The following is a 14,472-nucleotide window of genomic DNA, read 5'->3' as shown; positions in this document are numbered from 1 at the left end:
AGACTCTTTTATAAAAGAGTCCTTTTATTTCACTTCGCTTCACGTAATGATATGTAGCTAAAATATTTTACGTCTCGCTAACTATTTTAATTTTCTAAAGTTCGGATACACTTTATTTATTTTACGAATGTATCGCACATCCACTTGTAAAATTTTTCTTTCTCTTCAAATTGTGGATAATGAGCTGATTTCTCAAAAGTAATAAATTCTTTTTGATCTGCTTCAATCGTATCAAAATATGTTTTTGCTGCATGAAATGAAGTGTTATAGTCATATTTCCCCATAAGGAAATAAAGCGGTAATTTCATTTTAGTCACCTTAGTAGGCAATGGATTCTTTAAATCCTTTTCTAATAAGACAGTTTGAGAATATGATAATCCAACATTATAACGAATTACGTCTAACAAGTTATATTCATTACTGAGTAACATTCCGATGTTATCACCATCTGGATTTTCAATGCCTCTTGATGTTCCACCATATTTCGCAACATAATTTCTCGGAGTGTATGTATCACCATTTTTAATTTTTTCAGTCAACCCATTTAAATAGGAAACCTCATCTGTATTTCCAGCATTTTGTGCCTGTTCAATCACATAGTTTAAACTATCCATTTCACTTTCTACTGTATCACTCATCTGCCCGATTCCAACATATGCTTCATATTTTTCAGGAGCTTTATTGGCAGCTTGCATTCCAATATATGTACCGTAAGAATGACTAACCAATATTACTTTTTCTTTACCAAGACGTTTTGAAACATAATCTGTCATAGCTAATACATCTTCTACAAGAAGATCTGATGTAAGATTCGAATAGTCTTCAAAGAAATGATACGACTTCCCGCTCGCTCTTTGATCGTAATTAACAACTGTGAATTTCTCTTCCAATAAGTCTTGGTATTTTTGAGCATATGGTATTTCTGAAGTACCTGGTCCACCATGTACAAAAATAATAACTGGATTGTTCCTATCTTTGCCGCGTATCATAATTTCATGACCACTTTCATTTATCTCTACTTGCTCTAATATACTTATACTATTCTTCCCTTTTATTTGCGAGGTCCATGTAGGAAATATTAGTGCTACGATTAATAATAGTATAGAAATGACTCCAATAAGTTTTATTAATTTTATTATCTTCTTCATACGTAGTTTCCTTTCTTTTAAATTAATAAAAACATCAATTTAATTCTGCAAGGCTACCTCAAAAAATATAAAGTGAAACTTTAATCAGCCCTCACCAATCGGACTTTTATGGGCAGTTGATCCCCCACCTAAATTCTTTGCTTTCGCTGCATTTTGAGGTGGGGGTCTTACTGTCCATTAAAGCGGGATAAATGTGCAACAATTGCACTTTCCAATTTCACCTTGATCTTTTGCACATTCTTAATATCCCATACACTTCTTAACTTTCCGCTATATAAACTCTTAATATTTTCTTAATTTTCAATATACAATTCATAGAAAGACTCAATCACAATGTATTACAAATATAGAAAAGAGCCCTTGTTTTCTAAACAAGGACTCTTTTCATAAACTATTTAGCTACTTCTTCTTTCGGCATTACCATACCTTTATAAAGCTGGACAGTTATCCAGTAATAGATGAAATAAATGACTAAGAAAATCCCAATTGGAACCCATACCTTTACAAACGGATCAACTAATATGAAGCTAAATAAGTTTAGCCCTACTAATACGTGGGAAATCCCAATGATTGCCGGGAAGATAAATAAATATGAAATTTCTTTATATATACTTTTCGTTAACATACTACGTCTTACGCCGATTTTTCGTAACATTTCATAACGTCGTACATCACGAGAAGCACCTGTTAATATTTTGAACATAAGAGAACTTGCCATCATTGCTAAAAAGGCAATTCCGAGGAAAAATCCCATAAACATTGTTCCACTCATGAAACTGTTCATAAATTGATAAATTGTCATTTTCGTAAATAAGTCTACTTTTGTACCTGTTGTTTTTTCAAGTTGTTCTTTTTGTCTCTTGTCTATTTCAATTAACAACGGTTTATATTTTTTCATATCATCTACTTTTGCTAATGTTACAATGTGTTCTGTTCCTTGAATCCCTTTATAATGCTCTTCATCTGCAATTCTTACTGGTTTTCCATTAAATTGATTATGTGTAATTTGTATTTCTCGTACAATCGCATCTTCCCAATCCCTTGGCATATGAGGAAGCTTATTCGCTACTTCAGGAGCTTCCAAAGCAGTATAAACCGGTTCTGTTAAAGGTTCAGCAACACGTTTACGAGCAGGCTCTTTTAAAGTTTTTGTATCAAAGTGATCGGAAACAAGTGGTGGTTTCGCAGTTAAGTCGTTACGTAAATAATAAACTGCTTCTCCATCTACTTTATACTTATACTTGCTTTCTTCCACAATTTCCATTTCTTTTAACGCTGCTTCATCTTGATCATTTGGATCATGAATTACGACATCATATACACGTGAGAAGTCTGTCATAATACCTACATTTTTTTGAAACGCCATCCCTGCCGTCATCGCACCTGCGCCTAATGCAATTAACATCGCTACCGTACCTAGTACTCTCGATAAGCTATTTACTCGAAATCGTAGCTGTGCATATGTAAAACTATTTAAACCCGTTTCATTTCGTTTTTTATTCCCTTTAATTTTCATCACAAAAAATGGGAGCAATGAACTAAAGATAAAATATGTTCCAAGTGTTGTAACGATTGTCGCTATTATAAAACCGAGTTCAGCAAACATTTTTATATTGACCATAAAATAGTAACCTGTACTTACTAGCAGTACACCGATTACTGTCATTATAATAATGCGAGTTTTACTTTTCTTCACTTCATCTAATGTTTCGTCTTCACGAATTAACTCTAGTTCTGTTTTACGTAATAAACGGATACTATTCATTAAACCAGTAATAAAAAATAGTATTAAGAAGAAAATAGCTGTAACTAAAATTGCTGGTGTGTATACAGATGCGTAACTACCTTTTGCTGAAATTTCCATACCATTCATTAGAAAGTTTCCTGCTACACTTGCAAGTAACATCCCTACTAAAATCCCGACAATAATGCTGACAATACCCATACCGAATGTTTCAATAAATAATAACTGTGCTACTTTTTTCTTTTTCGCGCCAAGCATCATATACATACCGAGTTCTTTTCTTCTTAGTGTGAGTAGGAAGGAATTGGCATATATAATATAAAATACAGTAATGAAAGATAATAGTATGGCACCTACCCAGAATACGAGTCTAATACTACTAATAAGACTATTATCCTTCGTAAATTCACTATTCATCGCCATCGTTTGGAACATGTAGAAAATACTAATACTAATAACGAGACCGATAAGTAAAACCATATAATCTTTTAACATCTTTTTCATACTATGTCGTGATAATTTGAATAACATAATCTCACTCCCTACTTAGACTCAGCAGCTGAGCCCATATGAGCGAGCACACCTAAAATGTCTTGATAGAAATTTTCTCGCGTTCCTTGACGCTTTAGTTCTTTATATAAAAGGCCGTCTTGAATAAATAATATACGCTCACAATAACTCGCACTAAATGCATCATGCGTTACCATTAAAATACTTACATTGTGATTTTCGTGTAAATCTTGCATCGCTTCTAATAAGCTTTTTGCATTTTTACTATCAAGCGCTCCTGTCGGTTCATCTGCTAATACGATTGCCGGATTATGTACTAATGCTCGTGCTGCCGCTGTTCTTTGCTTTTGTCCACCAGAAACAGCAGTTGGATATTTTGTTAAAATTTCAGTAATCCCTAACTTCTTCGCAACCTCATTCACCTTTCCTGTAATCTCACTTGAAGGTACGCCTTGCAAAGAAAGTGGTAAAGCGATATTTTCATAAATTGATAAGTTTTCAAGTAAGTTAAAATCTTGAAAGATGAACCCTAATTTTTGAGATCGAAAATCAGATAATGCATTCCCCTTCATAGAGGTAATATTTGTGCCAGCTATTGTCACACTACCACCTGTCGCTTGATCCAATGTACTAATCACATTAAGTAAAGTCGTTTTTCCAGATCCAGAAGGCCCCATAATCCCGACGAATTCCCCTTCCTTAATAGTTAATGATACGCCTCTTAACGCTTTTGACTGATTCTCATTTCTTTTCCCATACGTTTTTTCTACACTTTCTACAGTAACTACATTTGTTGACATCTCTTTCACTCCATCCCTTTTGTATAAAATGAATTTCTCACATATTTCTTATTTTTTTCTCATGTAAATTCTTAAGAGTTTTTTAATTATTCATCCTATTAGAGTTACACAGACTACATGAACCTGTTTCCTACTTCATATTCTCATTTTTCTAAAACTCGTTCCTTCGATTTCGCTTACATTTACCTTACATTTTTGTAAGGTAAAAAAGAAAACACACCATTATGAATTGGTGTGTTTTCTCTTTAAACTCTATTTCCGATTATTTATTTCCTCTTTCATACTTTCCACAAATCCATTTAGTTCAACAACTTCTGATTTTTCTTCCCCATATTTACGTACATTTACAGCTCCGTTCTCCATTTCCTTATCCCCAATAACAAGAACATAAGGAACTTTTTGGATTTGTGCTTCTCTTATTTTATATCCTAACTTTTCTTCTCGCATATCTCGTTCCACACGAACACCAGCTTGTGCTAATTTGTCTGCAACCACTTCTGCATATTGCACGTGCACTGCATTTGAAACTGGAATGACTTTCACTTGAACTGGTGCCACCCATGCCGGGAACGCACCTCCAAAGTGCTCAATTAATATTGCTAAGAAACGATCTAAAGATCCTAATACTGCCCTGTGAATAACAACTGGTCTTCTCTTTTCATTCTTCTCATCTATATAATTTAAGTCAAACTTTTCTGGCATTTGAAAATCTAGCTGAATTGTTCCGCACTGATGACTTCTATTTAAAGCATCTTTAATGTGGAAGTCAATTTTCGGTCCATAGAATGCACCGTCACCTTCATTTAGTCTATATTTACAATTCAATGAATGTAATACAGTTGCTAACGCCGCTTCTGCTTGTTCCCACAACTTATCATCCCCCATTGAATCTTCTGGACGAGTAGAAAGCTCTACTTCATATTCGAATCCAAAAGTTTTATAAACGTAATCAATTTGCGCCATTACGGATTTAATTTCATCTTCAATTTGTTCTGGTGTTACAAATAAATGAGCATCATCTTGGCAGAAAGTACGTACTCTTAATAATCCATTTAATGCCCCGCTAAATTCATGTCGGTGTACCTGGCCGAACTCACACATACGAATTGGCAATTCGCGATAAGAGTGTAATTTATTTTTGAACATTAACATATGTCCTGGGCAGTTCATCGGTTTTAATGCGAAGCTTTTATTATCCACTTCAGAGAAATACATATTGTCTTTGTAATGTCCCCAGTGTCCGGATTTCTCCCATAACTCTTGGTTCATCATAAACGGAGTACGTACTTCTTGATACTTATATTCTTTTTGAATTTCTCTTAAAAATGCTTCTAATTCATTTCGGATAATCTGTCCTTTCGGTAAATAAAATGGCATTCCAGGAGCCTCTTCAGAAAACATAAATAACTCCAGCTCACTACCTAATTTGCGATGATTTCTTTTTGCTGCTTCTTCAACGAAATGTAAATACTCTTCTAATTCTTTTTGAGAAGAGAATGCAACGCCATATATACGCTGAAGCACTTGATTGTTACTATCTCCTCGCCAATATGCACCTGAAACGTGAGTTAATTGGAAGGCTTTCAAATAGCCTGTTGACGGTAAATGTGGTCCTCTACATAGATCTACAAATTCACCTTGTTTATATAGCGTTACACTTTCCCCACTAGGAATTGCCTCTAACAATTCTAATTTCAGATGATCGTTCATTTCTTGAAACAATTTTTTTGCCTCTTCTCGTGAAACTTCAACTCGCTCTATTTTTATATTTTCATTTATAATTTTTTTCATTTCTTTTTCGATTTTCGGTAAATCTTCTACATTTACACTACTCGGAAGATCCATATCATAATAAAAACCATTTTCAATCACAGGCCCTACTCCAAGTTTTATATCACCATACAATCTTTTTACAGCTTGCGCTAAAATATGTGCCGCGGAGTGTCTTGCAATTTCTACCCCTTCATTTGAATCTATAGTAATGATTTCTATTTCCGCATTTCCTTCAATATTTCGGCGTAAATCATATAACTGATCATTTACTTTCCCTGCGACTGCTTTCTTTTTTAAACTACTGCTAATGGATCCAGCAATTTCTTCTAAAGTAATTCCTTTTACAAATTCTTTAACGCTACCATCTGGAAATTTAATTTCAATCATTTGTTCTTTCATTTTTCATCTCTCCATTTCATAATAAAAAGCACACTCATCCCTAAAATAGGGACGAGCGTGCTTATACCCGTGGTTCCACCCAGATTCCCATTGTAAATATAAAATGGCTTCTTTTACGGTAACGTCGTTTATACGGCACTAGATACTTCATTTCCCCAGTGCAGCTCTAAGGTGGTAAGTTATTTTTCTGCGTTAGGAAGTTCTCAGCTTTCCTTCCTTCTCTGTATAACCGGGTAAAATAACTCGTGTCCTTTTCTTCGCTTATTATGAAATTGAATGCAAAAAAAGCATATTCATCCCTAAAATAGGGACGAATATGCTTATATCCGTGGTTCCACCCAGATTCCCATCACAAATTGCAATGGCTTCTTTTGCGATAACGTCGCTTACACGGCACTAGATACTTAGTTTCCCTAGTGCAGCTCTAAGGTGGTAAGTTATTTTTCTGCGTTAGGAAGTTCTCAGCTCTCCTTCCTTCTCTGTATAACCGGGTAAAATAACTCGTGTCCTTTTCTTTGCTTTTATGAGTACATCCATTAATTGTTATTTACTATATCTTATTCATTTTATTTTTGCAAGTGTTTAAAAAAGATTTTTTATTTAAGAAAAAAAGAAACCAAAACTAAATTTTTGGTTTCCTCTTCTCATTTTTACCAATCTTGTGGTTCGTAATTTAAGTCTGAAAATAGACGGCGTTTCTCTTTCTTTGTTAAATCTCTCCACTGTCCAACGGGTAAATTATTCAATTCAATATTCATAATTCTCGTACGTTTTAACGTATATACTTGATAACCTAAAGCTTCACACATACGGCGAATTTGGCGATTTAGCCCTTGAGTTAAAATAATTTTGAACTCATATTTTGATAACTGTGTGATCTCACAAGGAAGTGTTTTCGTTCCTAAAATCTTCACACCAGCTGCCATTTTTTCTAAGAAATCAGGTGTAATTGGTTTATCTACTGAAACGATATATTCTTTCTCATGTTTGTTTTCAGCACGTAAAATTTCATTAACGATATCACCATCATTCGTTAACAAAATTAAACCGTCTGAGTCTTTATCAAGACGTCCAATGTGACTAATTCGTAATGGATGATTCACTAAATCGATAATATTACCTTTTACTGATTTTTCACTTGTACATGTAATACCTACTGGTTTATTTAAAGCGATATATACGTGATCTCGAGCAATACGAAGTTGCTCTCCGTTTACGCGTACATCATCACCTGGATTTACTTGGTCACCAATTTTTGCAACCTTACCGTTAATAATTACTCTTCTCTCATTAATTAATTTATCTGCTCCACGTCGAGACGCTTTTCCAGCTTCACTAATAAATTTATTGATACGCAAATTAGGCACATCCTTTTCTAAACAAAAATTCAAGCTCACACTACGTCTACCGTACAATACATAAGGGTAAGCCTTCTATTATAACTTAAATATATTAACATGAAAGGGTATATAACGTCTTCTATTAATTACTCGTTTATAAGAAAATATCTTTATTATACATTCATTTATGCACGTTTTGTACACTTAATATACAAGCCACTCCTTCTTACATATAGCTTGTTTACCTCTTATATCTTTTAAATCATCATGAATATTAGCTAGTTTATACAACTCAGGGAAAATCTCTTCTACATAATTTTGATGCGCCATTTCATCTTTCCAATAAGTTAACACGATGTACCGGTTTACATTTTTTAATGACTTTCCAACTACCCCACCTAATATCCCTTTTGCATTCTCCATTCCTTTATTCCAAATTGTTTCTTGCTTATGTAAAAACTGCTGTTCCTTTTCTATCTTTACATCACATATAGCAACTCTTACGAATGATCCTTCTGTAACAACATCTTTTAAAGGCATATCAGTTATATCATACAAAGTTTGAAACAGGTCAATTTCACATGAAAGAAACGTATCCTCTTGATTACTATTCACATAAATGGTATCGTGAGCACCATTCATAAATGATTGATATGCACTTCTATCTTTCCATAAAGTAAATACACATGCCTCATCTTCATTCCATCCACCAAATTGTCCATGAAATCCATCCAGATGCTGTATATCACGCCATTTTTCTTGTGCTTTTGAAAATAACTCTTTTTTTCCTTCTTCCACTTTACAATAGATTGTTTTTAGTAACATTTTTAATTCCCCTTATCTTATATTCCATTTCCCATTTGCAATATTTCCCACATTTCCACCTGCACTAACATTCATTTCACTTTCTACCCTTTTTTGTTTACATAATATTTTGATGTTATTCTAGTTATCTATAGTATTCAAAAAATCATCCGCTCTTTCTATTAGCCATTCACCAAATGTACTTAAAAATAATAAAATTTCATTTATATCATTTATCGGCTCAATTACATATTGTAATGCCTTTCTCATATTTTTTTCTTGTTCAGGAAAATGCTTACTAAATAATTCATATGCAGGATATAAGTCTCTGGAATAAAGCCATTCTCTCTCAATTGTCAATGCCAGACCTGACCTGATTATTATCTTCATAATCCAACGACAACAATCTTCTATATCTTCCACGCCTTTATTATGTATTAACTCTTTGCGTGCTTGTCCAATTTGTTTCCCCAGTTGAATAAGGTGTTCATGGGCTAACCCCTGACTTACTTTATATTTAGGTAAAGACGATGTTACATCTTCACCAAATATACATACTCCATGTGTCTGTATCATAAAGCTTATAAAAGAAAAACTCTTGGAATTTATCACTTCTTTCTCACTGTAAAAACTCAATTCCACTCCTGTTATACAATTAAACTTTTGCAAACTTTGAACTTCTAGTTTCTTTCGCCAGCTTAAGTCTATTAATTTAGGATCCTTTCGTACTACTATAATTACATCTATATCTGCAATTCCTTCAATTCCAATCCCCCTTGGAATTGAGCCTCTTATATAAACACTGTGTAAATCATCCTGTAACAATTCACAACAAGTATTTTTTATTTCTTGTATTACCTCCATAAATTTAGGTTGAATTTTATCAATATGTGTATCATTTATAATATATCCCTCATCATCTGTAAGACAAAAGCGACCTATTTTCTTTATAGTTGGCAAATAATCAACTCACTTCCATACAAAAAATTATTTTATTCCATACGTATATTATAATTCTAATAATTCAGAATTAAAAACAAAAAAATAGGATGTAAACACTCTTATAAGGGCGTTTACATCCTTTCACTTTTATCATCATTTATTTTTCAAATTATAACGCATATCTTTCCATATGCTGTCTATATAACTTCCACCCAGCCATTTCTTTCTTAAAAACTTCCATCGCTAAAACTGATGCTACTTTTTTATCTTGCAAATAAAAATCTACAATTGCAGATAAAATCAGTTCATTCTCTGTTCTTAAACTATGTGTTAAATCTTTATATTTCCAATAAGGTTTTTGTCCTTCATAACTTTTCAATGTTTCAATATTATCTTCTTTATATGTATCGCCTCGATATACTTCATAGTCTCTATCACTGTAATACCCAAAGTAACCTATAAAATCATCTGAAACCCAACTATTAATTTTCTCAATGTTACCAGCATTTAAATCTTTACGATATTCCTCAACCACACGTATGGCTTCTTTCTCCATTGAATATATCTCCTTTTATTTTCCTATACGATTTTTTATTCTCTTTTATAAAACAAAACACCTTCTTATTTATAAAAATACAAATAGCCATAAACAACTTAGGGAAACCTCATTGTTTATGGCGCATTCCATTTACTTTTCAAATAAATAATACGTTAGTTCCCCCGGATAATGTATTACAGTTACATTCCTCTCCCCTTTTTTAAAAGTAACAGTATGCCCGTTTTCCCCTAAGTTCTCCCATCCACTCGCCTTTGTAATTGGCATTACACTTATATATTTATAATCCTCTTTCTTTTCATCGTTAATATGGATTGCTGACATTGGTACTGGAAAATCTTTAATTTTAGATTCTTTATTCATAAATATGAATGCAATTAAACCTATTAGTAACATAGCCATTGAAATATTTGAAACTAGTTTTCTTCTATTCATTTTCACTAAAAATCCTCTTTTCTCATATATAACTTTCATCATTTTACTAACTTTAATTATTTTTGTATAGAAAATATATAATTTAAATCATTTCTAACCTATTTTCTCTACTTTAAACAGCATTATTGTTATATATTATAATTATAAGTTTTTTAATTTTGGAGGCGTTACATATTGCGGAAATTATTTTTTACTAAATGGACAGTTGTTATTTCTATTTTCATCATTTTCGGTACAATTTTCTACTTTACTAATGTTAAAAATAACAACGAAAAAGCAACTGTAGAAACAACTGATACAAAAACATTCCAAACTAAATTGCAACCTCAAATTAATGAATTAACTAATCATTATAATGACATTATTGATAAAGATTGGTTACCTGCCTGGAAAGAGATTAACACGAGCGGAGATTCAGTAGATAGAGATAAACTATTCGTTACAATGAGTGCTGTTTCCAAACAATATGAAAACATTATGAATGAAATAGACACTTTAAAAATTAAAGAAAATATATCAGAAGTACAAATACAAGAACAACTAGTTTATTTCACAACTGAATTTAAGGCTGCTTCTAAATTTATGAAAAACGCCGCAGATTTAATTATAGACGGAACCAAAAACTCTACTCTAAACAGTGCAACAATTGAAAATACTAAACATGCTTTAGGCCTTGCGGATCAACATATTGTCATTGCTTTATCTACTTTAACTGAAGTTGAGGAGAAATTAGGACTTGCAAAAAAATAAAACTGTTTACTATTTTAAAATAAAAAAAGATTGCAATTCACATTTTGTCTGTCTATAATATTTTTATTGATTTACAATCAATGCTTTTATAAATTTTATAATTCGGATGAACCATTCAGGAGAAGATCAACTGATCTACCGACGGGGCAAAAAGTTATTAAACCAACTTTGAAACTCTCAGGTCTTGGGTACAAGTAGAACTGCATGGGGACGAATCTCTGGAGAGACTCCCTCTCGCTTTATATAGCGCGGAGGAAAACGAGCACCGAAGGAGCAAATCCGCTGCTATAGCGGATAATCTCTCAGGTAAAAGGACAGAGACAAGCGAAAGAAAATGCCGATTTGTATCGGTTTATTTTTCTATCCCTTGTTTCTCCAGAGACCATTTCATTTACTTGAAGTGGTTTTTATTTTTTCTAAAAAAGGAGAATACAGATGGAGACAGTAAGTAAAGTATTAGAACAAATTAATCACTATGTGTGGGGATTACCAACATTGTTGTTACTCGTTGGTACTGGTATCATTCTCACAGTGCGTTTAAAAGGTTTACAGTTTAGTAAACTATTATACGCTCACAAACTAGCTTTTAAAAAATCAGAAGATACATCTTCCTCTGGAGATATTAGCCACTTCCAAGCACTTATGACAGCTATGGCAGCAACGATTGGAATGGGAAATATAGCCGGTGTTGCAACTGCTGTGACGATTGGTGGACCCGGCGCAATCTTTTGGATGTGGATTACTGCTTTATTCGGGATGGCAACAAAATATGCCGAAGCAATTCTTGCGGTGAAATACCGAGTTAGTAATGAAAATGGTGAATATTCAGGTGGGCCAATGTACTATTTAGAACGTGGTTTAGGCAAGAAATGGCTTGCTGTTTTATTCGCTATATTCGGTACAACTGCTTCTTTTGGGATCGGTAATATGGTGCAATCTAACTCAGTTGCAGAGGCAATGCGAATTAATTTCTCTTTCCCCCCTGCTTTAACTGGTATAGTAATGTCGTTTTTAATTGCTATTGTTATTTTAGGCGGCGTAAAAAAAATTGGGAAAGTGACAGGATATATCGTTCCTATTAAAGCTTTCTTTTATATCATTGCTGGTCTTATTATTATTTTCTATCACTACGATCAAATTCCAGAAGCGTTTTCACTTATTTTTTCTGGTGCATTTAATGGTACTGCAGCTGCTGGTGGTTTTATCGGTGCAACAGTTGCATCAGCTATTCAAATCGGAATGGCGCGCGGGGTATTTGCGAACGAAGCTGGTTTAGGAAGTGCCCCTATTGCTGCAGCTGCTGCAAAAACTGATTCACCTGCAAAGCAAGCTTTAGTTTCTATGACTGGTACTTTTCTAGATACGTTTATTGTATGTACCATTACAGGACTTGTATTAATTACTACAGGTGCATGGAAGTCAGGAAAAACTGGTGTTGAAGCTACAACATTAGCATTCCAATCTGTATTCGGTACTGCTGGTAGTATGATTCTTGGTATCGCCATTATATTATTCGCCTACTCTACTATTTTAGGCTGGTCGTATTACGGAGAAAAATGCGTGGCTTATTTATTCGGAGAAAGTACTGTTAAATATTATAAAGCAATCTTTATCGTCATGATTGCTATTGGTGCGAATTTAAAACTAGGCATCGTATGGACATTTGCTGATATTGCAAATGGACTTATGGCGATTCCAAACTTAATTGGCCTTATTGGATTAAGTGGTATTGTTGTAGCTGAAACGAATCGCTTTTTAAGCAGAGAAATTGAAAGAAAGTCATAAAAAGCAGGCAAGTTAATCTATGAAAAAAGGAATGACTCATATATGATGAGCATTCCTTTTTTCATCCCCTCTTTTACTTAATTACTGTCATTAAAAATATATTTATATCAATGTTTACTCCTTTTTATTCCTCCAAAAGTTTTTCACATAAATGTCATAAATCGTATGGTCTAACTATATAGTTGAAAAGGAATGCGACATTAAAGAGTCGCTGAAAAACTCATCCAAGAAAAGGGAGGAAAAATCTTTTGAAAAACAAAATCATTGTTTTCCTATCTGTTTTATCGTTTATTATTGGTGGTTTCTTCTTTAACACGAATACTTCAAGTGCTGAAACATCATCTACTGATTACGTTCCTAACCAATTAATCGTTAAGTTTAAGCAAAATGCATCTTTAAGTAGTGTGCAATCTTTTCATAAATCTGTCGGAGCTAATGTCTTATCTAAAGATGATAAGTTAGGTTTTGAAGTCGTGCAATTTTCAAAAGGTACTGTAAAAGAAAAAATAAAGAGTTATAAAAATAATCCAGATGTAGAATATGCAGAACCGAATTATTACGTTCACGCCTTTTGGACTCCAAACGACCCGTATTTTAAAAATCAATATGGATTGCAAAAGATTCAAGCTCCACAAGCTTGGGATAGTCAACGAAGTGATCCTGGTGTAAAAGTAGCTATTATTGATACAGGAGTTCAAGGCTCACACCCTGATTTGGCTTCGAAAGTAATTTACGGGCATGATTATGTTGATAACGACAATGCATCTGATGATGGTAATGGCCATGGTACACATTGTGCTGGAATTACTGGAGCACTTACGAATAACAGTGTCGGAATTGCTGGTGTTGCCCCACAAACTTCAATTTATGCCGTCCGCGTATTAGATAATCAAGGAAGTGGTACTCTTGATGCTGTAGCACAAGGTATTCGAGAAGCTGCTGATTCGGGTGCAAAAGTAATTAGTTTAAGTTTAGGAGCTCCAAATGGTGGTACTGCATTACAACAAGCCGTTCAATATGCATGGAATAAAGGCTCTGTTATAGTTGCAGCTGCTGGAAATGCAGGAAACACAAAAGCTAATTACCCTGCTTATTACAGCGAAGTGATTGCAGTTGCTTCTACAGATCAATCAGATAAGAAATCTTCATTTTCTACTTATGGTAGCTGGGTAGATGTTGCAGCACCAGGCTCAAATATATACTCCACTTATAAAGGAAGCTCGTATCAATCATTAAGTGGTACTTCTATGGCAACACCTCATGTTGCAGGAGTCGCTGCTCTTTTGGCAAATCAAGGATATAGCAATACACAAATCCGCCAAATTATCGAGTCAACTTCTGATAAAATTAGCGGGACAGGTACGTACTGGAAAAACGGTAGAGTCAATGCATATAAGGCTGTACAATACGCTAAGCAATTACAAGAAAATAAAGCTTCTTAAAAAATAAAGTAAAACTTTAATTAGTCGATCTATCATGAATACGA

General features: G+C 33.7%; 11 protein-coding genes, 1 pseudogene, 1 riboswitch and 2 other annotated features. Of the genes and pseudogenes, 3 read left to right on the top strand and 9 right to left on the bottom strand.

Annotation, left to right across the window (positions count from 1 at the left end; translation table 11 throughout):
• Positions 1-116: 116 nt before the first annotated feature.
• From ACZ76X_RS17155 to ACZ76X_RS17115, 9 genes are all read right to left on the bottom strand, one after another.
• Entirely contained in the window at positions 117-1,148 is a 1,032-nt protein-coding gene (locus ACZ76X_RS17155) for an alpha/beta hydrolase (RefSeq protein WP_479851118.1), read from the bottom strand.
• 391 nt (positions 1,149-1,539) lie between these two features.
• A complete protein-coding gene (locus tag ACZ76X_RS17150; RefSeq protein ID WP_479851117.1) occupies positions 1,540-3,423 on the bottom strand; it encodes an FtsX-like permease family protein in 1,884 nt (627 codons plus the stop codon).
• Positions 3,424-3,434: 11 nt separating this feature from the next.
• Entirely contained in the window at positions 3,435-4,202 is a 768-nt protein-coding gene (locus ACZ76X_RS17145; protein ID WP_098671279.1) for an ABC transporter ATP-binding protein, read from the bottom strand.
• 252 nt (positions 4,203-4,454) lie between these two features.
• The gene (thrS, locus tag ACZ76X_RS17140; RefSeq protein ID WP_479851116.1) at positions 4,455-6,374 is read right to left on the bottom strand and encodes a threonine--tRNA ligase; all 1,920 of its coding nucleotides are present in this window, start codon (positions 6,372-6,374) and stop codon (positions 4,455-4,457) included.
• 44 nt (positions 6,375-6,418) lie between these two features.
• Positions 6,419-6,641 (bottom strand) — a binding site (T-box leader).
• A gap of 36 nt (positions 6,642-6,677) precedes the next feature.
• Positions 6,678-6,899 (bottom strand) — a binding site (T-box leader).
• Positions 6,900-7,024: 125 nt separating this feature from the next.
• Entirely contained in the window at positions 7,025-7,732 is a 708-nt protein-coding gene (gene rluF / locus ACZ76X_RS17135) for a 23S rRNA pseudouridine(2604) synthase RluF (protein WP_001222169.1), read from the bottom strand.
• 186 nt (positions 7,733-7,918) lie between these two features.
• Positions 7,919-8,539, bottom strand: a complete 621-nt coding sequence (locus ACZ76X_RS17130; protein WP_479851115.1) for a DUF4937 domain-containing protein — start codon at positions 8,537-8,539, stop codon at positions 7,919-7,921.
• Between the two features lie 120 nt (positions 8,540-8,659).
• Complete coding sequence (locus tag ACZ76X_RS17125; RefSeq protein ID WP_479851114.1) at positions 8,660-9,478, bottom strand: nucleotidyltransferase family protein; 819 nt, start codon at positions 9,476-9,478, stop codon at positions 8,660-8,662.
• A 151-nt stretch (positions 9,479-9,629) separates the two neighbouring features.
• Entirely contained in the window at positions 9,630-10,016 is a 387-nt protein-coding gene (locus tag ACZ76X_RS17120) for a DUF4440 domain-containing protein (protein ID WP_479851113.1), read from the bottom strand.
• 132 nt (positions 10,017-10,148) lie between these two features.
• Positions 10,149-10,493, bottom strand: coding sequence for a hypothetical protein (locus ACZ76X_RS17115; RefSeq protein ID WP_479851112.1), 345 nt, complete (start codon positions 10,491-10,493; stop codon positions 10,149-10,151).
• A gap of 132 nt (positions 10,494-10,625) precedes the next feature.
• On the opposite strand from ACZ76X_RS17115, the gene ACZ76X_RS17110 reads away from it, so the two are divergent.
• From ACZ76X_RS17110 to ACZ76X_RS17100, 3 genes and pseudogenes are all read left to right on the top strand, one after another.
• Positions 10,626-11,201: a hypothetical protein gene (locus tag ACZ76X_RS17110; RefSeq protein ID WP_479851111.1), complete on the top strand. Its 576-nt coding sequence runs from the start codon at positions 10,626-10,628 to the stop codon at positions 11,199-11,201.
• Between the two features lie 208 nt (positions 11,202-11,409).
• Positions 11,410-11,529, top strand: a riboswitch (glycine riboswitch).
• A gap of 107 nt (positions 11,530-11,636) precedes the next feature.
• Positions 11,637-13,002, top strand: a pseudogene (locus ACZ76X_RS17105) (alanine/glycine:cation symporter family protein).
• 232 nt (positions 13,003-13,234) lie between these two features.
• The gene (locus ACZ76X_RS17100; protein ID WP_479851110.1) at positions 13,235-14,428 is read left to right on the top strand and encodes a S8 family peptidase; all 1,194 of its coding nucleotides are present in this window, start codon (positions 13,235-13,237) and stop codon (positions 14,426-14,428) included.
• Positions 14,429-14,472: the final 44 nt, after the last annotated feature.

This window comes from Bacillus sp. BC05(2025), from assembly GCF_056725905.1.
This window is presented reverse-complemented; position numbering and strand designations above follow the sequence as displayed.

Excerpts from the sequence above, each read along its gene's own strand:
- ACZ76X_RS17145 (WP_098671279.1), bottom strand. The coding sequence starts at position 4,202 with ATGTCAACAAATGTAGTTACTGTAGAAAGTGTAGAAAAAACGTATGGG.
- ACZ76X_RS17130 (WP_479851115.1), bottom strand. The coding sequence starts at position 8,539 with ATGTTACTAAAAACAATCTATTGTAAAGTGGAAGAAGGAAAAAAAGAG.
- thrS (WP_479851116.1), bottom strand. The coding sequence starts at position 6,374 with ATGAAAGAACAAATGATTGAAATTAAATTTCCAGATGGTAGCGTTAAA.
- ACZ76X_RS17115 (WP_479851112.1), bottom strand. The coding sequence starts at position 10,493 with ATGATGAAAGTTATATATGAGAAAAGAGGATTTTTAGTGAAAATGAAT.
- ACZ76X_RS17150 (WP_479851117.1), bottom strand. The coding sequence starts at position 3,423 with ATGTTATTCAAATTATCACGACATAGTATGAAAAAGATGTTAAAAGAT.
- ACZ76X_RS17155 (WP_479851118.1), bottom strand. The coding sequence starts at position 1,148 with ATGAAGAAGATAATAAAATTAATAAAACTTATTGGAGTCATTTCTATA.
- ACZ76X_RS17120 (WP_479851113.1), bottom strand. The coding sequence starts at position 10,016 with ATGGAGAAAGAAGCCATACGTGTGGTTGAGGAATATCGTAAAGATTTA.